Genomic DNA, 24,814 nt, shown 5'->3' on the forward strand with positions numbered 1-24,814 from the left:
ACGTAGCGGCCCTGTCACAGTCGCAACCGCAGGCTGGAGTTGTCCCTCCTTCCCCGTAGTCTGTACCGCACGCATTGACGTGTTCACAGGAACGGGGCAGCGGTGTCTTCGGGGGAGAGCAACGGAAAGGGCCAGGACGAGACCGGTCGGCTGCTGGCCGGGCGTTATCGGGTCGTGTCCCAGCTCGGGCGCGGCGGCATGGGTGTGGTCTGGCGGGCCGTGGACGAGGTCCTCGGCCGCGAGGTCGCGGTCAAGGAACTGCGGACCTACTCCGACGCCGACGGCCCCGAACTCGCCGATTTGCGGCTGCGGATGCAGCGCGAGGCGCGCGCGGCGGCCAGGGTCCGCCATCCCGGCGTCGTCGCGGTGCACGACGTGGCCGAGGTCGACGGACGCCCGCTGATCGTCATGGAGCTGGTCGAGGGCCCCTCCCTGGACCAGGTGCTGCGCAAGCAGGGCACTTTCGACCCGCGGGAGGCGGCCGGGATCGGCGCCAAGGTCATGGACGCGCTGGCCGCCGCCCATGGCGCGGGCGTCCTGCACCGGGACGTCAAGCCCGGCAACATCCTGCTCGACCGCTCCGGCCGCGTCCTGCTGACCGACTTCGGCATCGCCACCATGGACGACCCGGGCGACGGCTCGGCCACCAGCCTCACCCGCACCGGCCACCTCGTCGGGTCCCTGGACTACATGGCCCCCGAGCGCGCCCAGGGCGCCGACCCGGGACCGGCCTCCGACGTATGGGCCCTCGGGGCCACGCTGTACGCGGCCATCGAGGGGGCCTCGCCGTTCCGCCGGACGTCGACGTTCTCCACCCTCACCGCGATCGTCGGCGAACCGCTCCCCGAGTCCCACCGAGCCGGGCCCCTCGGCCCCGTTCTCCAGCGCCTGCTGGACAAGCGGCCCGAGGCCCGCCCGGGGGCCGAGGAGGCGCGCGAGCTCCTGCAGGCGGTGGCGGACGGCGCCGAGGCCGGGGCGGACAGCCCCACGACGACCTTGCGGGGTACGGCGGAACCGGCGGGTCGGGCCGAGACCGTGTCCGACGTGCCGGCGGCGCCGGTGGCGGCGGCCGTTTCCGGGGCGGAGCCGGGATCCGGCTCACAGGCGGCACAGGCGGCACAGGCGACGCGGGGGACCGAGCCGGACGCGGGGACCGGACAGCCCCGTCAGGACCGGCCGGCCGAGAGTGCCACCGGGCAGCACGGTGCGCCCGGGCAGGGCGAGGCCCCGGCGCCCTGGTGGGTGGGGGCCGCTTCCCAGGACGATGCCGCGGGCCGGGCCGGCTCGCCGGAGCAGGGCCTCGGTGGCCCGACCCAGGGCAGTGGTCCGGCAGGCGGCCCGGGCGCATCCGTCGCCCCTCCGGGACCGTCCGCGCACAGCCACGAGGTGTCCCGCGACACGACCCCCATGGCCCCCGCCCGTACGCCCCGCCGCAACAGGCGCGTCCTGCTCGCCGCCGCGGCCGTCGCGGCCGTTCTCGCGGTGGCCGGCACCGCGGTCTCGCTGATGAACGACTCGGGCAAGGCCGCAGCCGGCGCCCGGCCGACCGCGTCCGGCACGAGTGAGCCGGCCTCCTCCTCCGCCTCCCCCCGCACCGACGCCGACCATGCGGGCAACGCCGCGCTGACGGACGGGGAGGCCAGGAAGACCCCGGGCGCGAAGGACACTCCGGGCGAGGACGGCAGCGCGAAACCCGCGAGCTCCTCCTCCGCGTCCTCCAAGGCGCACCCCCCGGGCAGCGGCTCGGGCGGCGACGGCTCGGGCGGCAGCGACTCGGGGGACGGCGGTACGACCGGGGACGGCGACCCCAGCACCCCGGCACCGGCCCCGGCCTGCACCGCGATCGGCGGCGGCAAGTACAACTGCACGGTCTGGAAGACCGCCAAGTCCTACACCGCCTCCGGCGCCGAGGCAGGCGTCCTCAACGCGGGCACCAACTACTTCTACTGCCAGTCGAACCTGGGCCGCCGCGAGACCTCCGGCGAGTGGACCAACGTCTGGTGGGCGAGGACGGACGACGACAGCGGCAACACCGGCGTCTACGTCAGCGACGTCTACATCAAGGGCGGGAACAACGACGAGGCGGTGCCGGGACTCCCGGTCTGCTGAACCGTCACGTACCGCTCCAGGCCGGACTCCGTGACCCGCTTCTCGTCGGCGAACAGCCGGGTGCCCGCCTCGCACAGGTGCCGGTCGGCGCGGGCCCGTGCCACGAACTCCTCCGGCGTGACCCCGAACAGCTCCCGCAACCGGGCGGATCCCACCAGGAGTTCGGTCAGCAGCTCCCGCTGGCCGGGATGGGTGCGCGGAGCGCCGGTGCCGTCGTGCAGGACGCCGTGGCGGTTGACGTAGGAATGGACGCCCGGCAGCGTGACGCCGCCCGGCAGTTCGACCCGCACCTCGGGCGCGGGCAGCCAGGCACGCCAGTAGTTGCCGTGCGGCAGGGGCACCCCCTCGCTGGCGTCGATCACCGCGAGCTGCTCGGCGTCCAGCCAGATGACGAACAACTCCCTTGCGGTGTACGGCGCTTCGAAGGGCGAGGCGGACACGTAACCCATGCGGCTCACGTGCGCGGAGACACCCACGTCGACGCCGGTCACCCGTGCCCTGACCATCGGGATCGGTGAGGTGATCGCGAACTCGGCCATCTTGTGCCGCAGTTGTCCCGGACTGGCGTTGGAGCCGACCGCGAGGACGGGAGCGCGGTCCTCGTGCCGCCACCGGTCCAGGGGCAGCGACCCGGCAAGGGGTACGAGCCGGTCACCGTCGAGGAGCGCGGAGTCCGCCGGCCAGGCGCCGGGATACCGCAGCGGGTGGTCGCGAGGAGCCTCGGCCAGGCCGAGTGCGTTCAGGGTGAAGCCGTCCATCGGTCGCTCAGTCCGCCGGCGGCAGCTCGCCCGAGCCCCGGGTGATCAGTCGCGTCGGCAGTTCGATCCGCTCCGGCGTCAGCAAGGTGCCGTCCAGCTGCCGGAACAGCCGCTCGGCCGCAGTCCGCCCCAGCGTCGCCGCGTCCTGGGCGACGACCGTGACGCCCGGCTGGAGCAGATCGGCGAGTTCGATGTCGTCGAAGCCGACGAGGGCGACTCTGCGGGTGTGCTCGGCGAGGACCCGGATCACGGTGACCGTCACCCGGTTGTTGCCGGTGAAGATCGCGGTGACGGGGGAGGGGCCGGAGAGCATCTCCTCGGCCGCCCGGCGCACCCGCTGCGGGTCGGTGACGCCCAGCGACGTCCAGGCGTCCGCCACCTCGATGCCGGCGTCCTCCATGGCGGCCCGGTATCCGCGCAGCCGCTCGGCGGCCGTGTGGATGCGGGGCATGTCGCCGATGAAGCCGATCCGCCGGTGGCCGTGGGCGATGAGGTGGGCCACGGCGTCGCGGGCCCCGCCGAAGTTGTCGGAGAGGACCACGTCGGCGTCGATCCGGCCCGCCGGGCGGTCCACGAACACCGTGGCGACGCCCGCCTTCAGTTCGGGCTCCAGATAACGGTGGTCGTCGCCGGCCGGGATCACCACCAGGCCGTCCACCCGCCGGGCGCACAGGGCCAGTACGAGTTCCTGCTCGCGCTCCGGGTCCTCGGCGCTGGAGCCGTTGATGAGCAGGGCGCCGTTGGCCCGGGCCACCTCCTCCACCGCGCGGCTGAGCGGGCCGTAGAAGGGGTCGGCGAGGTCCTCCAGGACCAGGCCGATGCTGGCGGTACGGCCCTTGCGCAGCACGCGCGCGCTGTCGTTGCGGCGGAAGCCGAGCGCCTCGATGGCCTCCCGGACCCGGTGTTCCGTCTCGGGGGTGACCCCCGCCTCGCCGTTGACCACACGCGAGACCGTCTTGAGTCCGACGCCGGCTCGCGCGGCCACGTCCTTCATGGTCGGGCGGTTGCCGTACCGGGTCGTGGCGAGGCGGTCTGCTCGGCTGTGGGTCTCGGGCACGATACGGCGTCCTGTCCTGTCGTCGACGGGGATGCGCTGGTCCATGATTTTGTATGAGGATGTGGCGTCGAGCATAGAGCCTGGACAACGTTGTCAGATGCGGGAGACACTGTCCATCGCAATCTGTCGGCCGGCGCCCCACCGCGAGACCGGCCTGTCCATCCCTCACGGTTGACCGGGGAGAACTGACACTGATGCACACCGACCTCGTGGCCGCGCTCGACATCGGCGGCACCAAGATCGCCGGAGCGCTGGTGGACGGCCACGGCCGGATCCTGCTCCGCGCACAGCGCGCCACGCCGGCGCAGGAGGACGGCGAGAGCGTGATGCGTGCCGTCGAGGAGACCCTCGGCGAGCTCACGGACTCGCCGCTGTGGGGGCGCGCAGGCGCCCTCGGCATCGGCAGCGCGGGCCCGGTGGACGCCTCCACCGGCACCGTGAGCCCGGTGAACGTGCCGGGCTGGCGCGACTATCCGCTGGTCCGCAGGGTCCGGGAGGCGGCCGGCGGGCTGCCCGTGGAGCTCATCGGCGACGGGGTGGCCATCACGGCGGCGGAGCACTGGCAGGGCGCCGCGCGCGGGCACGACAACGCGCTGTGCATGGTCGTGTCGACCGGGGTCGGCGGCGGTCTGGTGCTCAACGGTCAGCTGCACGCGGGGCCCACCGGCAACGCCGGTCACATCGGGCACATCAGCGTCGACCTCGACGGCGACCCGTGCCCGTGCGGCGCCCGCGGCTGTGTGGAGCGCATAGCCAGCGGTCCGAACATAGCCCGCCGCGCGCTGTTGAACGGCTGGCGGCCCGGTCCCGACGGCGACACCTCCGCGGCCGCCGTGGCCGACGCGGCCCGGGCCGGCGATCCGGTCGCCGTGGCCTCCTTCGCCCGGGCGGCCCAGGCGCTGGCCGCCGGTATCGCGGCCACCGCGACCCTCGTGGAGATCGACATCGCGGTCATCGGCGGCGGGGTCGGCAAGGCGGGCGACGTCCTCTTCGAACCCCTGCGCAAGGCGCTGGCCGACTACGCGACCCTCTCCTTCGTCCAGCGCCTGACGATCGTGCCCGCTCAGATGGGCACGGACGCCGGGCTGGTCGGAGCGGCCGCGGCGGCGCTGGCGAAGCGGACCGACACGGCCGCGGTGGTCTGACGACCACCGGCCGACAGATGCGAGAGAAACGTTCACCCGGCGGCCGGGTCCGGACCCGGCCGCCGCGTGCGGACGGCGGTTCTCAGCAGCTCAACTGCGCGTCGCCCCAGTCGGCGTGGTCCGAGTCGATGCCGTCGCCGCCGTCGGTGGCGACCAGCCGGACCACCCGGGCGCCGGTGACGTCCGCGGTGAGCGGCTGGGCCGGCATGGCGTTGGTCAGGACCCCGGTGGACGCCACCTTGGTGCCGTCCGCCCACACCTCGAAGGCGACCGTGCCGTTCGCACCCTTCTCGTCGTCCACGCCGACCTGCGCGGTCACGGTCTCGCAGGCCGCGCCCGTGTAGTACTCGACCGAGCTCTCCGCGTGCACCCCGAGGCCCTTGGCGTACACCACCCCGCCGATGGTGATCGGATGACCGTCGCCCGCGGCGGCCTCCCCGTTGCTGGTGTTGCGTTCGACGGGGCCGTAGCCGTTGGCGGCCGACAGCCACGGCAGATCGCCGAGGCCGGAGGTGCCCGAGGGCGGCGGCACCACCACGGTCGCGGTGAAGGCCAGGGTGCTGTCGACCCGGACACCGGCCGGTGAGCGGTGACTCGCCTTGAGCGTGAGGTCGTACGACCCGGTCGGCGTCCCCTGAGGGGCGGTGACCGACCACCTGGTGCGCAGCGCACGGCCCGTGGGCAGGGCCGCGGCGGAGGCCGGCGAGGCCGCCTTCACGGCCCAGCCCTCGGGGCCGGACAGCCGTACGGAGACCTGCCGGGCCGTGGTGCGTCCCAGGTCGGTGACCGCGGTCGTCAGTACGGCAGGTGTGCCCGCCTGGATCAACGGGCTGCCGTCCAGGCCGAGTTCGACGGCGGGCGGGTACTTCTGCCACCCGCGGTCGGCGCTGATCCGCAGGAGCACCGTGCCGTGCGCCGGGACGGTCGCCGAGATCGCGCCCGCGGTGTTGTAGCTCCGGTGCTGCCACAGGTCCCGCAGCGTGTACGCGCGGGCGCCGGGCAGGCCCACGGCCGCGGCGGTGGTGGCGATGCGCTGAGGGCTGCCCGACTCGTTGAACAGGGCGACCGTACGGCTGCCGTCCTTCATCTCCTTGGCGACCACCCAGCGCCCGCCCTCGGAGGAGAGCACGCTGCCCTGCTTGCCCAGCGGGTCCTGGTCGACGGCGATGACCTCCTTGTTCGCGAGGATCTCGAAGGTCTGCGGGGAGGCCGAGCGCAGGTCGCTACCGATGAGCAGGGGCGCGGCCATGACCGACCACATCGAGAAGTGCGAGCGGTACTCGGTGTCCGTCATGCCGCCGTTGCCGACCTCCAGCATGTCGGGGTCGTTCCAGTGGCCGGGACCGGCGTGGGGCGCCAGCGGCAGGTTCTGCTTGAGGATCGAGAGCATCGAGCCCCAGGTGTCGCTGATGTCGCCGGTGGTGCGCCACAGGTGCCCGACGTCCGCCGCCCACTCCCAGGGCTTGTTCTGGCCCCATTCGCAGATGCTGTAGACGATGGGTCTGCCGGTCGCCCTGAGGGCGTCGCGCATGGTCGTGTAGCGCAGCTTCGCGTCCACGCCCTGGTTGTTGCAGTTGTCGTACTTCAGGTAGTCGACGCCCCAGTCGGCGAACTGCCGGGCGTCGCTGTACTCGTGGCCCAGCGCGCCGGGGAAGCCGGTGCTGTCGCACGTCCTGGTGCCCGCGCTGGTGTAGATGCCGAGCTTGAGGCCCTTGGAGTGCACATAGTCGGCGACGGCCTTGATCCCGTGGGGGAAGCGGACCGGGTCCGGGACGAGTTGGCCGTCGGCGTCCCGGTTCGGCAGGGCCCAGCAGTCGTCGAGATTGACGTACTGGTACCCGGCGTCCTTGAGGCCCTTGTCGACGAAGATGTCCGCGATCCCCTTGACCATGGACTCGTTGAACTCCGCGCGGCAGTGGGTGGAGTTCCAGTTGTTGAAGCCCATGGGCGGGGTGAGGGCCAGGCCGTCGGCCAGGGCGGGTGAGCCCGTGCCCTCCTCGCCCGCGACGGCGGGAGCCGCCCCGGGCACCGCGAACGCCAGCACCGTGAGTGCGGCGACCATCCTTCGGCGGGTCGTGCGGGTGTGAAGGTGACGCGTCATTACGTTCCTCCGAAACCAGCGGAAGGGGGTGATGACGTCGACATGTACGCGTCATCATGTGAGCGTTTACGTTAGATCGTGTTGGACTGTGGTGGAAGAGAGCGGCACGCACAAGGCAGCGTGACCCATTCCGTCCGGTGCCGTTGATCAGGCCATGAAGAAGCGCAGCATGCTCGCCATCGCCTCCCTCGCCACCGGCTTCGTCGTCGCGGCGGTCACTCCCTCGCACGCCCTGGGCGAGGACCTCGACCACCTCGACGTCGACAAGACCCTCAGCTCCCTCGATCACACCGTCGCCGGTGAGAGCCTGGAGGGCCTGGACGGGACCGCCCTCGGACAGGACGGCTGACGGGAACCGCGGATCGGCGCGATCGGCACCGGGGCCCCTCGTCCGGAGGGGCCCCGGTGCCGTGTTCGTGCACCCTCATCTGCGGCTGGTTTCCGTGGCAGGGTGGAACGGGCAAGCCACAGGGGGCCAAACAGAAGAGGGGGAGTCCGTGATCGTCTGGATCAACGGCGCGTTCGGTGCGGGGAAGACCACCGCCGCACGGGAACTGATCGAACTGATCCCGAACAGCACGCTCTTCGACCCCGAGGACATCGGCGCGGCGGTCGTGCGTCTGTTGCCGCCCAAGCACCTCGCCGAGGTCGGCGACTTCCAGGACCTGCCGATCTGGCGCCGCCTGGTCATCGACACGGCGGCCGCGATGCTCGCCGAGCTCGGCGGGACGCTCGTGGTCCCGATGACCCTGCTGCGCCAGGAGTACCGCGACGAGATCTTCGGCGGCCTCGCCGCTCGCCGGATCGCCGTCCACCACATTCTCCTCGCTCCGGCGGAAACGATCCTGCGTGAGCGAATAGCCGGGCGGGAGACCCCGCCGACCCTGCCGCTCGGCGAGATGGGGCAGGGGCACTGGGCCTATGACCGCATCGAGCCCTACCGGGCCGCCCTCGCCTCCTGGCTCGCCGCCGACGCGCACCTGATCGACACCGGTGCGCTCACCCCGTACGAGACGGCCGCCCGCATCGCCGAGGACCTCGGCGCCGGGACGGTGCCCGTGTGCGACATCGTGCAGACGCCCGAGCCCACCGCGGAGACCGTGGCCGCCGGGGTCCTCCTCTTCGACGAGCAGGACCGCGTGCTGCTCGTGGACCCCACCTACAAGGCGGGCTGGGAGTTCCCGGGTGGTGTCGTGGAGTCCGGCGAGGCGCCCGCGCGGGCCGGGATGCGCGAGGTCGCCGAGGAGACCGGCATCCGGCTGGACGACGTACCGCGTCTGCTCGTCGTCGACTGGGAGCCGCCCGCCCCGCCCGGATACGGCGGACTGCGCCTGCTCTTCGACGGCGGGCGGCTCGACTCCACCCGGGCGCAGGCCGTTCTGCTGCCGGGCCCCGAACTGCGCGGCTGGTGTTTCGCCAGCGAGGAGGAGGCCGCGGAACTGCTGCCGCCGGTGCGCTACGAGCGGTTGAGGTGGGCGCTGCGGGCCCGGGAGCGCGGGGCGGCGCTGTACCTGGAAGCCGGAATCCCGATCGGCTGAGACCGCGTGAGGCCCCGTCGGCGTGCACCGCCGACGGGGCCTCGTCATGTTCGAGGCATGTTCGGTTCAGGCAAGTGGAGGGCGAGAACCCGCCAAGGGAATCGTCGCGGTACCTCCATGTCAGAGCTAACGAAACGTCCCGCCCTCGTCAACCTTTGGCAAGGAGCGCAAACAATCCCCTTTCCGGTCATTTTCCGCCTTGACCGGCTTCTCGGCGTGTTGCGACAGTCCGCTCAGTCTCACGGCGCCGACAACGGCCGGCGACCGCAGCCTTTTTCCCAGGAACAGCCCCATGACGAGACCCCGTCCGTCGGCCTCGGCGACAACCCCCCGCCGGCCCCAGCACATACCCGGGACGTCCGCACGATGACGACGCAACAGCAGCCGATGCCCGCCGACACCGGCACCACGCACACCGGTGAACCGTCGCCGGACCCGCGGAGCGACGGCACGGTCATCACCGGTCGCTCACCCGCCCGGATGGCCTGGCGACGCATCAGACGGGACAAGGTCACCCTCGCCGCCTTCGTGATCACCGTGCTCTTCATCCTGATCGCGCTGCTGGCCCCGGTCCTGACGGCGATCACCGGCTGGGGGCCGATCACCCCCGACGGCAGGGCGATCGACCCGGACACCGGCAACTTCCCGCGTGGGGCGCTGGGCGGCGTCAGCCTCACCCACCTGCTGGGGGTCGAACCGGGCACCGGCTTCGACCTGTTCGCCCGGATCGTGTACGGCCTGCGCACCTCGCTGTTCGTCGGCTTCGCCTCGGCCGTGCTGTCCACCGTCGTGGGTGTCGTGGCCGGCCTCGCGGCGGGGTACTCCGGCGGCTGGGTCGACTCCGTGCTGTCGCGGATCATGGACGTGATGCTGGCCTTCCCGCAGCTGCTGTTCATCATCGCGCTGACCCCGGTCATCCAGAACGCGATGCAGACGAACAGCCACGGCGGCACCGACGAGAACCTGCGGCTGCTGGTCCTCGTCCTGAACATCGCGGTGTTCGCCTGGGCCTACACCGCCCGGCTGGTGCGCGGGCAGGTCCTGTCGCTGCGCGAACGGGAGTTCGTCGACGCGGCGCGGATCATGAGCGCCGGGCGATGGCACATCCTCCTGCGCCAACTGCTGCCGAACCTGTGGGCGCCGGTCCTGATCTCCTTCGCGCTGGCCGTCCCGCAGAACATCACCACCGAGGCGGCCCTGTCCTACCTCGGCGTGGGCGTCATCCCGCCCAACCCGGACTGGGGGGCGCTGCTCTCGGACGCCTCCCAGTTCTTCCTCCAGGACCCCACGTACCTGTTCGTCCCCGGAGTCCTGCTGCTGTTGCTCGTCCTGGCGCTGAACCTCCTCGGCGACGGCGTCCGGGACGCCCTCGATCCCCGCGCGGCCCGCGGCTGACGCGGTCCCCTCAACACCGGCGCGCGCGGCCTCACTTGAGCCGCCGTCACCGATCCGTACCAGAACGGAGTGTTACCTCATGACGCGCAGAAGGCGCTCGATCGCGCTCGCGGCCACCGCCGTGGCGATCGCCCTGGGGGCCACCGCATGCGGGGGCTCCTCCAGCACCACCGGCAGCGGCTCGCCGACCAAGGGCGGCACCCTGACCGTCCTCGACCACGCCGACTTCGACCACCTCGATCCGCAACGCGTCTACACGACCGAGGGTTCGAGCATGGACCAGGAGTTGGTGCGCACCCTGACCGGGTGGGACGAGACGGGCTCCCGGCCCAGACTCGTCGGCGACCTCGCCACCGACACCGGGACGCCCAGCAAGGGCGACACCGTGTGGACCTTCCACCTGCGCAAGGGCGTCACCTGGCAGGACGGCACCGCGGTCACCGCGCAGGACGTCAAGTACGGCGTCGAGCGGACCTTCTCGCCCGACATCAACGGCGGCCCCCCGTACGCCAGTCAGTGGCTGGTCGGCGGCTCCTCCTACAAGGGGCCCTACTCGGGCAAGGAACTCGCCTCCGTCCGGACACCGGACGCGTCGACGATCGTGTTCCATCTGGACCAGCCCGTCGCGGACTTCAACCAGACGACCGCCATGCCCGGCTGGTCGGCGGTGCCCAAAGCGCACGACACCGGCTCCACGTACGACACCCATGTCTGGTCCGACGGGCCGTACATGATCAAGTCGTACACCAAGAACAAGGAGCTCGTCCTCGTCAGGAACACCGCCTGGAAACAGTCGACCGACCCGATCCGGCAGCAGAACGTCGACGAGATCGACGTGAAGCTCGGTCAGGACCAGTCTGCGATCGACCAGCAGATCAAGTCCGACGCCGGCACCGCCCAGACCTCGATCATGCAGTGGCCGATCGCGGGCTCCGACCTGACGACGATCTCCAGCGACCCGTCCCTGAAGTCGCGCCTCTACGACATCCCGGCCCCGGGCATCAACTACCTGGCGATCAACACCACCCGGGTCAAGGACCTGAAGGTCCGTCAGGCCATCGAGGACGCGATCGACAAGACCACCGTCCGCGGCGCGTTCGGCGGCTCCGCGTACGGCGACTACGCGAGCACCATGCTCAGCCCCGGCATCGGCGGCCAGCGGAAGTTCAACCTCTACAGCACCGACCCCGCGGGCGACCTCACCAAGGCCCGGGCCCTGATGAAGCAGGCCGGGAACCCCAGGCTCACCATGTCGCTGGCGGTCGAGAACACCACCACCGAGGAGCACTTCGCCGACGCCGTGAAGACCTCGCTCGGCAGGATCGGCATCACGGTGAACATCACGCCGATCGACGCGGCGAACTACTTCAGCACCGTCGACAACGTGAAGAACCAGTACGACCTGACCTGGGTGGACTGGATCGCGGACTGGCCCAACGCCTCCACCGTGCTGCCCGTGCTGTTCGACGGACGCCAGATCGCCAAACTGCCCCAGTCCAACCAGGACCTGTCGTACCTCGACGACCCCGCGGTCAACGCGCAGATCGACAAGATCGCCAAGATGACCGACGTCAAGCAGGCCGACGCCGCCTACGGCGCCCTGGACGAGCAGATCATGAAGGACGCCGCCGTGGTCCCGCTGATGTACATGAAGTTCAGCGAACTGGCCGGCTCCAAGGTCGGCGGGGTCATCCCGGACCCCATCCTCGCCGAGCCCAGCCTGGTCCACGCCTACGTCAAGAGCTGACGCAGCCTTCCCCGGCCCGCCGGCGGTCCCCGGCCGGCGGGCACCCCCTCTCACGTCAGGGTCCAGCACGACATGCTTCGTTACCTCATCCGGCGCCTGCTGGCAGCGGCCGCGATCCTGCTGGTGATCACCGTGATCACCTTCGTGATCTTCTTCGCGCTGCCGTCCGACCCCGCGCTCCTGGCCTGCGGCAAGACCTGCTCGCCCTCCCGGCTGGCCGAGATCAAGCATTCGCTCGGGCTCGACCAGAGCTTCCTCACCCAGTTCTGGGAGTTCTTCAAGGGACTCTTGGCGGGCCGAGACTTCGGCGACCAGAGCGTGCGCGTGCACTGCGGCGCGCCCTGCCTCGGCATCTCCTTCCAGACCGACACCCCCGTCCTCAGCACCCTGCTGGGCGACTTCCCCGCGGACCTGTCGCTGGGCCTCGGCGCCGCGGTGTTCTTCCTGATCCTGGGCGTCGGCCTCGGCACGCTCGCCGCGGTCCGCCGGGGCAGGGCGGCCGACAAGGCGGCGGTCGGACTCGCCCTGCTCGGCGTCTCCGTGCAGATCTACTTCGTCGGCCTGCTGCTGCTCTACCTGTTCGTCGACAAGTGGCAGATCCTGCCCGCCTCCGGCTACACCCCGATCACCCAGGACCCGTCCGCGTGGTTCCAGGGCCTGATCCTGCCGTGGGCCACCCTGGTCATCGTCTATCTCGCCCTGTACACCCGGCTCACCCGTTCCTCCATGCTGGAGGTCTTCGCCGAGGACTACATGCGCACCGCGCGGGCCAAGGGGCTGTCCGCCGTCAAGGTCGTCCTCAAGCACGGCCTGCGGGCCGCGATCACCCCGATCATCACCATCTTCGGCATGGACGTCGGCTCGCTGATCGGCGGCTCCGCGGTCATCACCGAGTCGGTGTTCGGCATCAACGGCATCGGCAAACTCGCGGTCGACTCGGTGCAGAACTCCGACCTGCCGGTCATCCTCGGCACCACGCTCTTCACGGCCACCTTCGTCGTGCTCGCCAACGTGGTCGTCGACGTGGTCTACGGCCTCGTCGACCCGCGTGTCCGCCTCGCCTGAGCCCTCTCACCGCAGCAAGGAAACCCCGTGTCCCTCCTGACCTCACCGCAACCGGCGGACGCCGACCCCGCGGCCGCCCCCTTCCTCGACGTACGGGACCTGCGGGTGCACTTCCCGACCGAGGACGGGATCGTCAAGTCCGTCGACGGCGTCTCCTTCAGCCTGGAGAAGGGCAGCACCCTCGGCATCGTCGGCGAGTCCGGCTCGGGGAAGTCGGTCACCTCGCTGGCCCTGCTCGGGCTGCACAAGGGCACCCGCGCCCAGGTGTCCGGCGAGATCCGGCTGGAGGGCCGCGAGCTGGTCTCCCTGCCCGAGCACGACATGCGCGCCCTGCGCGGCCGGACGGTCTCCATGATCTTCCAGGACCCGCTGTCCGCCCTGCACCCGTACTTCACCGTCGGCGCCCAGATAGCCGAGGGGTACCGCGTCCATCACAGGGTCTCGAAGAAGGAGGCCCGGGACCGTGCGGTGGAGATGCTGAAACGGGTCGGCATCCCGCAGCCCGAACGCCGGGCGCGGGACTACCCTCACCAGTTCTCCGGGGGCATGCGGCAGCGCGCGATGATCGCCATGGCGCTGGTCTGCGACCCCGAACTGCTCATCGCCGACGAGCCGACCACCGCCCTGGACGTCACCGTGCAGGCGCAGATCCTCGACCTGATCCGCGATCTCCAGGAGGAGTTCGGCTCCGCGGTCGTCCTCATCACCCACGACCTCGGTGTGGTGGCCGACATCGCCGACGACATCCTGGTGATGTACGGCGGCCGCCGCATCGAGTACGGCACCGTGCACGACGTCCTCAAGGAGCCCCAGCACCCCTACACCTGGGGCCTGTTGGAGTCGATGCCGCAGATCACCGGGGACGTCGAGCGGCGGCTGAACCCGATCGCCGGTTCACCGCCCAGCCTCATCAACCCTCCCGGAGGCTGCGCCTTCCACCCCCGCTGCACCTACAAGGGGTGGGTGCCCGGCGGGCGTTGCGCGACGGACCGGCCCGAACTGTTGCCCGTCCCCGGTACCGGACGGCACCTCGCCGCCTGCCACCTCACCCCGGAGACCCGAACAGAGATCCGCGGTCGCACGGCCGCCGGAGCCGCGCAGTGAGGGCGGCGGACGAACAGGAGCACGCCGTGAGCACCACACAGCCCGCCGGGGAACACCTGCTCGACGTCAGGGGCCTCACCAAGCACTTCCCGATCCGCCACGGCATCGTCTTCCAGCGGCAGATCGGGGCCGTGCACGCCGTCGACGGCATCGACTTCACGGTCGCCGCCGGGCAGTCGCTCGGCCTGGTCGGCGAGTCCGGCTGCGGCAAGTCGACGACCGGCCGGCTGGTGACCCGGCTGCTGAAACCCACGGCGGGCAGGGTGGTGTTCGACGGCGAGGACATCACCCACACCCCGGAGAACCGGATGAAGGAGGCCCGCCGGAACCTCCAGATGATCTTCCAGGACCCGTACTCCTCGCTGAACCCCCGGCACACCGTCGGCACGATCGTCGAGACACCGATGCGGCTCAACGGCATCAACCCGCCCCAGGGCCACAAGAAGCGCGCCCAGGAGCTGCTGGAGACGGTCGGCCTCAGCCCCGAGCACTACAACCGCTACCCGAACGAGTTCTCCGGCGGCCAGCGCCAGCGCATCGGCATCGCCCGCGCCCTCGCGCTCCGGCCCAAGCTCATCGTGGCCGACGAGCCGGTCTCGGCGCTGGACGTGTCCATCCAGGCGCAGATCGTCAACCTGCTCCAGGACCTCCAGCGGGAGTTCGGCATCGCGTTCGTCTTCATCGCCCACGACCTGGCCGTCGTACGGCACTTCTGCGAGCGGGTCGCGGTGATGTACCTCGGCAAGATCGTCGAGGTCGCCGACCGCCGGACGCTGTACACGGGTCCGCGGCACCCCTACACCCATGCCCTGCTCTCCGCGGTTCCCGAGGCCGACCCGGACGGCACCCGGCGGCGCGAGCGCATCCGGCTCGCCGGGGACGTGCCCTCACCGGTCGATCCGCCCTCCGGTTGCCGTTTCCGTACCCGCTGCTGGAAGGCCCAGGAGCGGTGCGCGCGGGAGGAGCCGCCGCTGGTGCGCCTGGCGGGCAGCACGGACGGTCACCTGACCGCCTGTCACTTCCCGGAGGAGCCGAGCGTCGCGGCGCGCGAGGAGGACATCGTGCTCGACCCGGCGCTGTCGGCTTCGGGGGACAGCGAGTCGACCTCGTCGTGAGGGTAGGGGGTGAGCCTGCTCGCCTGCTCCAGACGCCGGTTGAAGTCCCCGACGACCGTCGCCAGTCGGGCATGCCGTGAGATGAGCGCGGCGGCGGCCCCGGGGACTCCCTCGGGACGCCTGCCGTCGGCAAAGGCCCGGATGAAGGCCTCGCGCTCGTCCCGGCCCAGTCCGTACTGGTCGGCCACCAGCCAGTGGACCAGGTACGAGAGGGCGTAGGCGCGGTCGTAGGGACGGTGTCGGTCGAAGAAGTCGCGTTCCCGCGAGTCCAGTCGGAAGCGGCCGGACAGGGACAGGCCGTAGTCGGTCAGGTAGAGCCGGTGTCCGTCGGTGAGGACATTGCCGAAGTGGGCGTCGAAGTGGATGAGTTGCTGCTCCCGGAGGAATCCGGTGACGGCTTCGAGGCCCTGCTCGACGAGCGCGCAGGCCGAGTCGGCGTCCTCCGCGCGCAGTTGTTCGTGGAGCCAGTCGTGGAGGGTGTGCGGCACGTACTCCAGGAACAGGGTCAGGCTCGCGGACGCCGTGCGCAGGCCCGCGAGGTGCCGCCTGACTCCTGGTGAACCTCCTCAGTAGGCCACGGCCCGCTCCTCGTCGGCGAGTTGCGGGGGCAGCGGCCGCGGTCCGTCGGGCAGGACCCGCCAGTGATGCAGCAGGGGAAATCCCGGGAACCGGCCGGAGCGCACCCAGTCGGTCGTCATCTCGTGCACGGCCAGCTCGCGCCACGCGCCGAAACCCGGGCTGCCGATCGCGCCGATGCCGTAATGGCAGAAGGCCGGCATGTCGAAGAGGTTCGCGGTGGAGCGGACGTTCGTGGGGTGCGACTCGGTGTCCGTGAGAGGTATCCGCTTCACGAACACCCGCACGCCCTCCACCTCCACCAGCGCCGTCCGCCCGCCGATGCCGGTCCCCAGGGGCGTGCCCGACGCCACCAGATCCGCGAGGCCCTGCTCGCTCAGGCGGGCGAGGGCGGCGGCGGTATCGGTGTGGAGGCGGGCACGGGAGTCCATGCACCCATGATCGGGGCTCCGTGGCCCACGCAGGTCAGGTTCGGGACCAGGGCCGCCAACTGGGCGTAGGACGCCAGGGTTTGGGAGCGGTCGACGTTGAAGACGCCGGGGACCGGCATCCCGTCGGTGGGGGAGGCCGCCACCGTGTCCCCGGCGAAGAGCACGCCGTGCCGCGGGAGGTGCAGCGCGATGCTGCCGGGGGTGTGGCCCGGGACGTGGACGACCCTCGCTCCGCCGCCGAAGTCGAGGTCGTCGCCGTCGGACAGTTCCGTGAGCCGCGGCGGTCTCGTGAACTCGCCCTGCGGCAGCTGCCGTAGCGCTTCCGCGTGCAGAGGGCGCTCCCAGTCCTCGAACACCGGCGGCGGGCCCGGCACCTCGCCCCGCACGGCGGGCGCGTCCAGCCGGTGCGCCAGTACCTCGGCGCCGGTCATGGCGGCCAACTCGCCCGCCCCGCCCACGTGGTCCTCGTGGAAGTGGGTGAGCACGATCCGACGCAGACGTCCCGGTACCCGGGCGGCGATCCACCCGGCGGAACCCGCCGGACCGGCGTCGATCAGGGTCGACTCGTCGCCGTCGCGCCAGAGATACGCCTGGCCGACCGGGAAGCGCAGGAGGTGGAGACGGGGGAGGAGGGCGATGACGTCCATGGGACGACCGTAGAAAGGCCCCCGTCCGGGGACGAGGGCCTTCTGCCGACAGCAGAGCCGTCGGATCAGCTCGCCGCGTAGTTGCGCAGGAACAGGGCCTCGGCCACCGACAGGCGCTCCAGTTCCTCCGGGGAGACGCTCTCGTTCACGGCGTGGATCTGGGCCTCCGGCTCGCTCAGGCCGATGAGGAGGATCTCGGCGTGCGGGTAGAGGCCGGCGAGGGTGTTGCACAGGGGGATGGAGCCGCCCTGGCCGGCGTACTGCATCTCCTGGCCCGGGTAGGCCACCGCCATCGCCTCGGCCATCGCGGCGTACGCCGGGCTGGTGGTGTCCGCGCGGAACGGCTGGCCCTGGCCGATCTGCTCGGTGCGCACCCGCGCGCCCCACGGTGTGTGCGTCTCCAGGTGCGCCTGGAGCAGCTTGGTGGCCTCGGCGGCGTCGATGCCCGGCGGCACCCGCAGGCTGACCAGCGCGCGGGCACTCGCCTGCACGGACGGGGTGGCGCCGACGACCGGTGGGCAGTCGATGCCGAGGACCGTCACGGCCGGGCGGGCCCAGATGCGGTCCGCGACCGTGCCGTCGCCGATCAGCTCGACGCCGTCCAGGACCTTGGCGTCCGCACGGAACTGCTCCTCGTCGTACTGGAGGCCGTCCCAGGACGCGTCCGGGGTGAGCCCGTCGATCGTGGTCGTGCCGTCCTTGCCGCGCAGCGAGTCCAGGACGCGGATCAGCGCGGCCAGCGCGTCGGGGGCGGCGCCGCCGAACTGGCCCGAGTGGAGGTTGCCCGCGAGGGTGTCGACCTGGATACGCATCATGGTCATGCCGCGCAGGGTGGCGGTGACCGTGGGCAGGCCGACGCGGAAGTTGCCCGCGTCGCCGATGACGACGGTGTCCGCCTCCAGGAGTGCGGGATGTTCCTCGGCGTACCGCTCAAGGCCCCCGGTGCCCTGTTCCTCCGAGCCCTCGGCGATGAACTTGACGTGGACCGGCACCCCGCCGTTCGCCTTGAGGGCGCGCAGCGCGAGCAGGTGCATGATCACACCGCCCTTGCAGTCGGCGGCTCCGCGCCCGTACCAGCGGCCGTCGCGCTCGGTGAGCTCGAAGGGCGGGGTCGTCCAGCCGGCCTCGTCCAGCGGAGGCTGCACGTCGTAGTGGGCGTACAGGAGGACCGTCTTCGCTCCGGCAGGACCGGGCAGGTAGCCGTACACGGACTGGGTGCCGTCCGGGGTGTCGAGCAGGGCCACGTCCTGGAATCCCTCGGCGGTGAGCGCGTCCGCGACCCAGTGGGCGGCGGCCTCGCTCTCGCTCTTCGGGAACTGCTCGAAGTCCGCCACCGACTTGAACGCCACCAGTTCGGTGAGCTCCGCCCGCGCCCTCGGCATCAGCGAGGCGACGGTCTCGGCGACCGGATTCGACGACATGGGCACGCTCCTTGTGGGTGCGACGTTGTACCTGTGAGTGCCGTAGATCCTCCCACAGTGGTCTGTGGGCGGGCCCGCCGTAGGATGCGGGAGACAGGTGCGGCAACGGCTTGATCGGGAGCAGCAGACCATCGTGAGCAGCGAGAACTCTTCGGCGGACGACACTTCGGCGGACGACTCTTCGGCGGACGGCGTGCAGGACGACGCGCAGCGGGTGTGGGACGTCGTCGTGGTGGGTGCGGGACCCGCGGGCGCCTCGGCCGCCTACGCGGCGGCGGTCGCTGGACGGCGCGTGCTGTTGCTGGAGAAAGCCGAGCTGCCGCGCTACAAGACATGCGGCGGCGGCATCATCGGGCCCTCGCGGGACGCGTTGCCGCCCGGCTTCGAGCTGCCCTTCAGGGACCGGGTGCACGCGGTCACCTTCTCGAACAACGGCCGCTTCACGCGGACCCGGCGCTCCAAGCAGATGCTGTTCGGGCTGATCAACCGGCCCGAGTTCGACCAGCAGCTCGTCGAGCACGCCCAGAAGGCGGGCGCCGAGCTGCGCACCGGCGTCACCGTGCAGCGGGTCGAGCAGCACGGCTCGGCGGTGCCCGACCGGCGTACGGTCGCCGTGCTCCTGCAGGGCGGCGAGACGCTGCTCGCGCGGGCGGTCGTCGGGGCCGACGGCAGCGCCAGCCGGATAGGCGCGCATGTCGGGGTGAAGCTCGACCAGGTGGACCTCGGCCTGGAGGCGGAGATCCCGGTGCCGGAGACCGTGGCCGAGGACTGGAAGGGGCGGGTGCTCATCGACTGGGGCCCGATGCCCGGCAGTTACGGCTGGGTCTTCCCCAAGGGGGACACCCTGACGGTCGGGGTGATCTCGGCGCGTGGCGAAGGCGCGGCCACCAAGCGGTACTTGGAGGACTTCATCGGGCGGCTCGGCCTCGCCGGGTTCGAACCGAGCATCTCCTCCGGCCACCTGACCCGCTGCCGTGCCGACGACTCCCCGCTCTCGCGCGGGCGGGTCCTGGTGTGCGGTGACGCGGCGGGGCTGCTGGAGCCGTGGACCCGCGAGGGCATCTCCTTCGCGCTGCGTTCGGGGCGGCTCGCGGGGGAGTGGGCGGTCAGGATCGCGGAGGCCCATGACGCGGTGGACGCCCGGCGCCAGGCGCTGAACTACGCGTTCGCCGTCAAGGCGGGTCTCGGCGTCGAGATGAGCGTCGGCAAGCGGATGCTGACCGCGTTCGAGCGCCGGCCCGGCCTCTTCCACGCGGCACTGACGGGTTTCCGGCCCGCGTGGAACGCCTTCCGGGAGATCACCCAGGGCGCGACCTCGCTGGGCGAGCTCGTCCGGGGCCGGCCGATGGCCCAGCGGGCACTGGCCGCGCTGGACCCGCGTCCCGCCGGGGCCCCCGAGGGCGGGGAGATCAGCTCTTGACCGTGATGCGGAAGACGGGGTGGTCGGGCGCGATGCGACGCAGGTCGGCGTCGGGGGAGTCGGGGCCGACCCCCTTGAAGAAGACGCCGACCTCGGCCTTCCAGCGCTTGAGGTAGGCGCGCAGGAGCGGGACCTTGTCGTCGTCGCCCACCTCGGTCGCGGTGAAGGCCTCCACGTGTTTGCCGAGGCGCAGTTCGCCGCCGCCGGCCGCGCGCATGTTGTGCGTCCACTGGACGTGGCCGCGCGGCGCCACCAGGTACTGCCGGCCGTCCACCGTCAGCAGGTTCACCGGCGTGGTCCGCCACTCGCCGCTCTTGCGGCCGCGGACCGCCAGGACACGGGAACCCCAGACGCTGAGGCCACGGCGGGTGAGCCAGGCCACCAGGCGGTTGAAGACGTTGACCGTGAACCAGCCGGGCTTCTGGACGTGCGTGGACATGACGACCCCCATTGTTCGAGAGAGCGGCGCTCTCACTTGAGAACAGTGTGCCCGGACTGGTGAGTGCTGACAAGAGCATTGCTCTCGTTTGTGTGCACCGCTCTCTCCCTGTGGAACACTGGAGGCATGAGCACCGTACAAGGAGCCCGGGCCCGTGCCCGGCTCGAAGTCACCGCCGCCATCAAGGACGAGGCGCGCCGGCAGCTCGCCGCCGAGGGCGCGGCGAAGCTCTCGCTGCGGGCCGTGGCACGGGAGCTGGGGATGGTCTCCTCGGCGCTGTACCGCTACTTCCCGAGCCGCGACGACCTGCTCACCGCGCTGATCATCGACGCGTACGACTCCCTCGGGCAGAGCGCGGAGCGGTCGCACGAGGCGGTCGCGGAGGCGGCCCCGCTGGAGCGCTGGGTCGCGGTGTGCGAGGCGGTCCGCCGCTGGTCGCTCGATCATCCGCACGAGTACGCCCTGATCTACGGCTCTCCCGTCCCGGGATACGTCGCCCCGCAGGCCACCGTCCCGGCCGCCGCCCGCGTCGGCCTCCTCCTGATCGGCGTGGTCCGCGACGCCCACGACGGCCCGGGGGGTCTGGAGGAGCTGCCCGCCGTACCCGAGGAGCTGCGCGCCGAGGCCGACCGCATCGCCGCCGACCTCGCCCCGGACCTCCCGGCGCCGGTGGCCGCGGCGCTGGTGGTGGCCTGGGCCCAGCTCTTCGGCCTGGTCGGGTTCGAACTCTTCGGCCAGTTCAACCGGGTGGTGGAGGAGCGGGAGCCGTTCTTCCGGCACGCGGCGCGGCAGCTGGGGCGGGGCGTGGGGCTCCACTAAGGGTGTCCGGCGAGGCCGTGACCGCCGCGGGTCCCGCTGCCGCCGTCGTACTTCGCCGGGAGTAGGCGTGATCACCACGCTCGGGGGACGTCCTGCTCGGGCCGGGCCGTCTAGCGTGGCTGTCATGGACGGTGAGCGGGGTGCGCGCGGGGGAGGTTCGCCGCGGTGGTGGCGGCACGGGCCGCCCTGGGGGCGCGGCTTGGGCGGCGACGGACAGGGCGCCCGGTGGCCGTGGCCCTCCACCCTGCTGGTCACGTTCTTCGTGCTCGGCGGGTCGAACTACGCGGCCCATCAGCAGGTCGGTGAGCGGGCCGCGCTCGATCCGTTCGCACGGGCGCTGCTGGTGATCGGCTCCGGGCTGCTGCTGTGGCGGCATCGCCGGCCGGTGCTCGTCGTCTTCGGTGCGGCGGCTGCCGCGATGCTGTACCTCGGGGCCGGGTATCCGTACGGGCCCGTGTTCCTCCCGGTCGCCCTCGCCTGTTTCAGCGCCGTCGTGGCCGGACACCGCAGGGCCGCCTGGACCGCGCTCGCCATGCTGTGGGCCGGGCACGTCCTGGTGGCCCACTGGCTCTACCGGTGGCTGCCGCCGTCCGGGGACGCGGCCGCCCCCTGGGGGCAGGAGGGCGTGATCGCCGCCTGGGTCGTCGCCATCGTCGCCGTCTCGGAGCTGGCCCGGACCCGCCGTGAGCAGTGGGCCCGGGAGCGGGCCGAGCGGGCCCGGGCCGCGCAGCGCCGCGCCGACGAGGAGCGGCTGCGGATCGCCCGCGAACTGCACGACGTCCTCGCGCACAGCATCTCCGTCATCAACGTCCAGGCGGGCGTCGGCCTCGCCCTCCTGGACACCGACCCCGAGCAGGCCCGCACCGCGCTCAGCACGATCAAGGCCGCCAGCAAGGAGGCGCTCGGCGAGGTCCGCCAGGTGCTCGACACGCTGCGCACCCCCGGTGACGCGCCCCGCGCCCCCGCGCCGGGCCTCGACCGGCTGCCCGAGCTGGTGTCCCAGGCGGCCGGCGCGGGTCTCACGGTCGACGTGGAGGGGACGGCACCGGGGCTGCCGCCCGGCGCGGACCTCGCCGCCTTCCGCATCGTCCAGGAGGCGCTCACCAATGTCGTACGGCACTCCGGTTCGCGGCACGCGCGCGTGCGGCTCGATCACGACGCGGACGCGCTACGGCTCCGTGTCGACGACGACGGACCCGCGACCGGCGCCGACGCGGGCGGCAGCGGCAACGGTCTGGCCGGAATGCGGGAGCGGGCCGCCGCACTCGGTGGCACGATCGAGGCGGGGCCGCGTCCCGGGGGCGGGTTCCGGGTCCTCGCGGTACTGCCGCTCAAGGTGAAGGCCAAGGAGGACGACCGGTGATCCGCGTACTGCTCGCCGACGACCAGTCCCTCGTGCGAGCCGGCTTCCGGGCCCTGCTCGACGCGCAGCCGGACATCGAGGTGGCGGGGGAGGCCCCGGACGGCGAGGAGGCGCTGCGCAAGGTGCGCGAACTGCGGCCGGACATCGTCCTGATGGACATCCGGATGCCGCTGCTCGACGGTCTCGCCGCGACCCGGCGCATCACCGAGGACGCCGCCCTGAAGGACGTGAAGGTGGTCATGCTCACCACCTTCGAACTCGACGAGTACGTCTTCGAGGCGATCCGTTCGGGCGCCTCCGGCTTCCTGGTCAAGGACACCGAACCGGAGGAACTCCTGCGTGCCGTGCGGGCGGTGGTCGACGGCGACGCGCTCCTGTCACCGGGGGTGACCCGCCGACTCATCGCCGAGTTCGCGGCCCGCTCCAAGGAGCCCGCGGCCGAAGGCGCCCTCGCCGGACTCACCGAGCGGGAACGGGAGGTGATGGCCCTGGTCGGCATCGGTCTGTCCAACGAGGAGATCGCCCGCCGGCTGGTCGTCAGCCCGCTCACCGCCAAGACCCACGTCAGCCGCACGATGGTCAAGCTCGGCGCCCGTGACCGCGCCCAACTGGTGGTGCTGGCCTACGAGTCGGGGTTGGTGCGGCCGGGCTGGCTGGGCTGAGGGCGCTCCCGCCGGAAGCGCACCAGCACACTGATCACCCGGGCGGCGAAGACCACGGGTGCGATCAAGAGCCCGGCCCGCAGCAGCAAGGTCTCGACAATGCCCGGCAGTTCGAACAGCAGCGCCGGTCCCGCCACCGCTCCGAACAGCACGGCCGCCGCGAACAGCGCGCTGCACAGCGCGTATCCGGTCTCGACGGTGACGGCGTCCCGCTCCGCCTTGTTCCGGCGTCCCCCGTACGTCTCCATCCTCCGAGTCTCACAGCCGGGTGCCCGGCGGAGCAAGCAGGCTCCGCCGGGCACCCGGTGTCGGAGGAGGCGCCCCCGGTGCGCGCTAGTCGTGGACGACCACGCGCTCCGTCTCCTCCAGGGAGGTGGACTTGGCGACGACCACGCTCTCCTGCCGGCGCCGCACGCGCAGTCCGGTGAGCGAGATCAGCAGACCCAGGACCGCGATCCCGGTGACCACCGTCAGGGCGGGCAGATAGCTGTCGAGCACGGCCTGCGGGGACGCGCCCTCCTCGGGGGTGTTCGCCGTCAGGACCGCCGTCACCACGGCGAGGAAGAGCGCTCCGCCCACCTGGACCGAGGTGTTGAGCAGACCCGAGACCATGCCCTGTTCGTGTTCGTCGACGCCGCTGGTGGCCTGGACGTTGAGCGAGGGGAAGGTCAGCGCGAAGGCGGCACCGACCAGCAGCATGGTCGGCAGGATCACCGCCGCGTAGACCGGGTCGAGGTCGATGCGCAGGAACAGCAGATAGCCGACGACCATCAGCGCGAAGCCCGCCACGATCAGCCGCGGTGTGCCGAACCGGTCGATGACCGTGCCCACCTTGGTCGCGGACAGGGCCACGAGCGCACCCGCCGGCAGGAAGGCCAGCGCGGTGTGCAGCGCCGACCAGCCGAGCAGTTGCTGCATGTAGAAGGTCACCAGGAACTGGAAGCCCATATAGCTGCCGAGGAAGGTCAACGCGCCCAGCTGAGCCCGCACCTGGGGTCCCGAGCGGAGCACGCCGAGCCGGATCAGCGGGCTCGGGCTGCGTCGCTCGACGGCCACGAAGGCGGCCAGCAGGGCGATCACGGCGACGAAGGAGAGGAGCGTGCGGGCCGAACCCCACCCCGCGTCCGGCGCCTGGACCACGGTGAACACGAGCAGCAGCATAGAGGCGGTCCCGAGGACGGCGCCGGGGATGTCGTAGCCGCCGGTGCTCTGCTCGCGCCCGCTGCGCGGCAGCAGCCTCAGGCCTACGACGAGGGCGATCAGGGCGACGGGCGCGGGCAGCAGCATGGTGTAGCGCCAACTGGCCTCCGTGAGCAGGCCCGAGAAGACCAGTCCCATCGAGTAGCCGGTGGCGCCGCAGGTGGTGTAGATGGACAACGCGCGGTTGCGCAGGGGGCCTTCGGCGAAGGTCGTGGTGATGATGGACAGGCCCGCGGGCGCGGTGAAGGCGGCGCTGAGGCCCTTGACGAAACGGCTGGCGATCAGCAGGGGGCCCGAGTCGACCAGGCCGCCGAGAAGCGAGGCGACCGCGAAGACGCCGAGGGCCACCAGGAAGACCTGGCGCCGGCCCAGCAGGTCGGCGGCCCGGCCGCCCAGGAGCAGCAGACCGCCGTAGCCGAGGATGTAGCCGCTGACGATCCATTGCAGCGTCGAGGTGGAAAGGCCCAGGTCGGCGCCGATGGACGGGAGCGCGACGCCGACCATCGACACGTCGAGGGCGTCCAGGAACATCGCGGCGCACAGCACCAGCAGGGTGCCCCAGAGCCGGGGGGTCCAGCGGACCGCTGAGGACGGGTCCGCGGGGGTGGTGAGCGGAGAGGTCATGCCGAGGACACTACATGCGCATGCATCGAATGCAAATGCATTTAATTCCAATGCAATAATCCGGCTTCTCTGCTACGG

General features: G+C 71.7%; 21 protein-coding genes and 1 pseudogene. 13 read left to right on the forward strand and 9 right to left on the reverse strand.

Annotated elements, in window-relative coordinates; genetic code table 11:
* Positions 1-102: 102 nt before the first annotated feature.
* Positions 103-2,109, forward strand: coding sequence for a serine/threonine-protein kinase (locus AQI94_RS18505; RefSeq protein ID WP_062229826.1), 2,007 nt, complete (start codon positions 103-105; stop codon positions 2,107-2,109).
* On the opposite strand, the gene AQI94_RS18510 is transcribed toward AQI94_RS18505, so the two are convergent.
* Positions 2,055-2,867, reverse strand: coding sequence for a hypothetical protein (locus AQI94_RS18510; protein WP_031044349.1), 813 nt, complete (start codon positions 2,865-2,867; stop codon positions 2,055-2,057). The two genes, AQI94_RS18505 and AQI94_RS18510, sit on opposite strands and share 55 nt — an antisense overlap.
* Before the next feature lie 7 nt (positions 2,868-2,874).
* The gene (locus AQI94_RS18515) at positions 2,875-3,924 is read right to left on the reverse strand and encodes a LacI family DNA-binding transcriptional regulator (protein ID WP_031044352.1); all 1,050 of its coding nucleotides are present in this window, start codon (positions 3,922-3,924) and stop codon (positions 2,875-2,877) included.
* A gap of 194 nt (positions 3,925-4,118) precedes the next feature.
* On the opposite strand from AQI94_RS18515, the gene AQI94_RS18520 reads away from it, so the two are divergent.
* Positions 4,119-5,069: an ROK family protein gene (locus AQI94_RS18520; RefSeq protein WP_031044355.1), complete on the forward strand. Its 951-nt coding sequence runs from the start codon at positions 4,119-4,121 to the stop codon at positions 5,067-5,069.
* Between the two features lie 82 nt (positions 5,070-5,151).
* On the opposite strand, the gene AQI94_RS18525 is transcribed toward AQI94_RS18520, so the two are convergent.
* Positions 5,152-7,131, reverse strand: a complete 1,980-nt coding sequence (locus AQI94_RS18525; RefSeq protein ID WP_031044358.1) for an NPCBM/NEW2 domain-containing protein — start codon at positions 7,129-7,131, stop codon at positions 5,152-5,154.
* Positions 7,132-7,324: 193 nt separating this feature from the next.
* On the opposite strand from AQI94_RS18525, the gene AQI94_RS18530 reads away from it, so the two are divergent.
* From AQI94_RS18530 to AQI94_RS18560, 7 genes are all read left to right on the forward strand, one after another.
* Positions 7,325-7,519 (forward strand): hypothetical protein, encoded by a 195-nt coding sequence (locus AQI94_RS18530; protein WP_031044361.1) that lies wholly within the window; start codon positions 7,325-7,327, stop codon positions 7,517-7,519.
* A gap of 148 nt (positions 7,520-7,667) precedes the next feature.
* Positions 7,668-8,708: an NUDIX hydrolase gene (locus AQI94_RS18535; RefSeq protein ID WP_031044364.1), complete on the forward strand. Its 1,041-nt coding sequence runs from the start codon at positions 7,668-7,670 to the stop codon at positions 8,706-8,708.
* 366 nt (positions 8,709-9,074) lie between these two features.
* Positions 9,075-10,103 (forward strand): ABC transporter permease, encoded by a 1,029-nt coding sequence (locus AQI94_RS18540; protein WP_031044367.1) that lies wholly within the window; start codon positions 9,075-9,077, stop codon positions 10,101-10,103.
* A 79-nt stretch (positions 10,104-10,182) separates the two neighbouring features.
* On the forward strand, positions 10,183-11,850 hold the full coding sequence (locus tag AQI94_RS18545; protein ID WP_031044370.1) for an ABC transporter substrate-binding protein: 1,668 nt from the start codon (positions 10,183-10,185) through the stop codon (positions 11,848-11,850).
* Between the two features lie 72 nt (positions 11,851-11,922).
* Positions 11,923-12,915 carry an ABC transporter permease gene (locus AQI94_RS18550; protein ID WP_031044373.1) on the forward strand — a complete coding sequence of 331 codons (993 nt, stop codon included), beginning with the start codon at positions 11,923-11,925 and terminating at the stop codon, positions 12,913-12,915.
* Between the two features lie 27 nt (positions 12,916-12,942).
* Positions 12,943-14,019, forward strand: coding sequence for an ABC transporter ATP-binding protein (locus tag AQI94_RS18555; protein ID WP_031044376.1), 1,077 nt, complete (start codon positions 12,943-12,945; stop codon positions 14,017-14,019).
* Positions 14,016-15,134 (forward strand): ABC transporter ATP-binding protein, encoded by a 1,119-nt coding sequence (locus AQI94_RS18560; RefSeq protein WP_051832151.1) that lies wholly within the window; start codon positions 14,016-14,018, stop codon positions 15,132-15,134. The genes AQI94_RS18555 and AQI94_RS18560 overlap by 4 nt, the downstream gene beginning before the upstream one ends.
* Here the strand turns inward: AQI94_RS18560 and AQI94_RS18565 are convergent.
* From AQI94_RS18565 to AQI94_RS18575, 3 genes and pseudogenes are all read right to left on the reverse strand, one after another.
* Positions 15,035-16,141, reverse strand: a pseudogene (locus tag AQI94_RS18565) (protein kinase family protein). The gene AQI94_RS18560 and the pseudogene AQI94_RS18565 overlap by 100 nt on opposite strands.
* Positions 16,087-16,788, reverse strand: coding sequence for an MBL fold metallo-hydrolase (locus AQI94_RS18570; RefSeq protein ID WP_031044383.1), 702 nt, complete (start codon positions 16,786-16,788; stop codon positions 16,087-16,089). The pseudogene AQI94_RS18565 and the gene AQI94_RS18570 overlap by 55 nt, the downstream one beginning before the upstream one ends.
* A 65-nt stretch (positions 16,789-16,853) precedes the next feature.
* Positions 16,854-18,209, reverse strand: coding sequence for a dipeptidase (locus AQI94_RS18575; protein ID WP_031044387.1), 1,356 nt, complete (start codon positions 18,207-18,209; stop codon positions 16,854-16,856).
* Positions 18,210-18,342: 133 nt separating this feature from the next.
* On the opposite strand from AQI94_RS18575, the gene AQI94_RS18580 reads away from it, so the two are divergent.
* Positions 18,343-19,629 (forward strand): geranylgeranyl reductase family protein, encoded by a 1,287-nt coding sequence (locus tag AQI94_RS18580; RefSeq protein WP_031044390.1) that lies wholly within the window; start codon positions 18,343-18,345, stop codon positions 19,627-19,629.
* On the opposite strand, the gene AQI94_RS18585 is transcribed toward AQI94_RS18580, so the two are convergent.
* Positions 19,619-20,068: a nitroreductase family deazaflavin-dependent oxidoreductase gene (locus AQI94_RS18585; protein WP_031044393.1), complete on the reverse strand. Its 450-nt coding sequence runs from the start codon at positions 20,066-20,068 to the stop codon at positions 19,619-19,621. The two genes, AQI94_RS18580 and AQI94_RS18585, sit on opposite strands and share 11 nt — an antisense overlap.
* Before the next feature lie 126 nt (positions 20,069-20,194).
* Here AQI94_RS18585 and AQI94_RS18590 point away from each other — a divergent pair, with 126 nt between their 5' ends.
* From AQI94_RS18590 to AQI94_RS18600, 3 genes are all read left to right on the forward strand, one after another.
* Complete coding sequence (locus AQI94_RS18590) at positions 20,195-20,887, forward strand: TetR/AcrR family transcriptional regulator (protein WP_031044395.1); 693 nt, start codon at positions 20,195-20,197, stop codon at positions 20,885-20,887.
* A 124-nt stretch (positions 20,888-21,011) separates the two neighbouring features.
* Positions 21,012-22,250 (forward strand): sensor histidine kinase, encoded by a 1,239-nt coding sequence (locus AQI94_RS18595; RefSeq protein ID WP_107119427.1) that lies wholly within the window; start codon positions 21,012-21,014, stop codon positions 22,248-22,250.
* The gene (locus AQI94_RS18600) at positions 22,247-22,912 is read left to right on the forward strand and encodes a response regulator (protein ID WP_031038830.1); all 666 of its coding nucleotides are present in this window, start codon (positions 22,247-22,249) and stop codon (positions 22,910-22,912) included. The genes AQI94_RS18595 and AQI94_RS18600 overlap by 4 nt, the downstream gene beginning before the upstream one ends.
* On the opposite strand, the gene AQI94_RS18605 is transcribed toward AQI94_RS18600, so the two are convergent.
* Both AQI94_RS18605 and AQI94_RS18610 read right to left on the reverse strand, forming a co-directional pair.
* The gene (locus AQI94_RS18605) at positions 22,873-23,160 is read right to left on the reverse strand and encodes a DUF6332 family protein (RefSeq protein ID WP_031038827.1); all 288 of its coding nucleotides are present in this window, start codon (positions 23,158-23,160) and stop codon (positions 22,873-22,875) included. The genes AQI94_RS18600 and AQI94_RS18605 overlap by 40 nt on opposite strands.
* 85 nt (positions 23,161-23,245) lie before the next feature.
* Positions 23,246-24,736, reverse strand: coding sequence for an MFS transporter (locus tag AQI94_RS18610; RefSeq protein WP_031038825.1), 1,491 nt, complete (start codon positions 24,734-24,736; stop codon positions 23,246-23,248).
* Positions 24,737-24,814: the final 78 nt, after the last annotated feature.

Source organism: Streptomyces pseudovenezuelae (assembly GCF_001513955.1).
Lineage (GTDB): Bacteria > Actinomycetota > Actinomycetes > Streptomycetales > Streptomycetaceae > Streptomyces > Streptomyces pseudovenezuelae.

What these genes read in the sequence shown, in the direction of transcription:
- AQI94_RS18590 (WP_031044395.1), top strand. Translation starts at nt 20,195, where the DNA reads ATGAGCACCGTACAAGGAGCCCGGGCCCGTGCCCGGCTCGAAGTCACC.
- AQI94_RS18610 (WP_031038825.1), bottom strand. Translation starts at nt 24,736, where the DNA reads ATGACCTCTCCGCTCACCACCCCCGCGGACCCGTCCTCAGCGGTCCGC.
- AQI94_RS18575 (WP_031044387.1), bottom strand. Translation starts at nt 18,209, where the DNA reads ATGTCGTCGAATCCGGTCGCCGAGACCGTCGCCTCGCTGATGCCGAGG.
- AQI94_RS18585 (WP_031044393.1), bottom strand. Translation starts at nt 20,068, where the DNA reads ATGTCCACGCACGTCCAGAAGCCCGGCTGGTTCACGGTCAACGTCTTC.
- AQI94_RS18510 (WP_031044349.1), bottom strand. Translation starts at nt 2,867, where the DNA reads ATGGACGGCTTCACCCTGAACGCACTCGGCCTGGCCGAGGCTCCTCGC.
- AQI94_RS18525 (WP_031044358.1), bottom strand. Translation starts at nt 7,131, where the DNA reads ATGGTCGCCGCACTCACGGTGCTGGCGTTCGCGGTGCCCGGGGCGGCT.
- AQI94_RS18545 (WP_031044370.1), top strand. Translation starts at nt 10,183, where the DNA reads ATGACGCGCAGAAGGCGCTCGATCGCGCTCGCGGCCACCGCCGTGGCG.
- AQI94_RS18605 (WP_031038827.1), bottom strand. Translation starts at nt 23,160, where the DNA reads ATGGAGACGTACGGGGGACGCCGGAACAAGGCGGAGCGGGACGCCGTC.
- AQI94_RS18550 (WP_031044373.1), top strand. Translation starts at nt 11,923, where the DNA reads ATGCTTCGTTACCTCATCCGGCGCCTGCTGGCAGCGGCCGCGATCCTG.
- AQI94_RS18520 (WP_031044355.1), top strand. Translation starts at nt 4,119, where the DNA reads ATGCACACCGACCTCGTGGCCGCGCTCGACATCGGCGGCACCAAGATC.
- AQI94_RS18595 (WP_107119427.1), top strand. Translation starts at nt 21,012, where the DNA reads ATGGACGGTGAGCGGGGTGCGCGCGGGGGAGGTTCGCCGCGGTGGTGG.
- AQI94_RS18530 (WP_031044361.1), top strand. Translation starts at nt 7,325, where the DNA reads ATGAAGAAGCGCAGCATGCTCGCCATCGCCTCCCTCGCCACCGGCTTC.
- AQI94_RS18540 (WP_031044367.1), top strand. Translation starts at nt 9,075, where the DNA reads ATGACGACGCAACAGCAGCCGATGCCCGCCGACACCGGCACCACGCAC.
- AQI94_RS18570 (WP_031044383.1), bottom strand. Translation starts at nt 16,788, where the DNA reads ATGGACGTCATCGCCCTCCTCCCCCGTCTCCACCTCCTGCGCTTCCCG.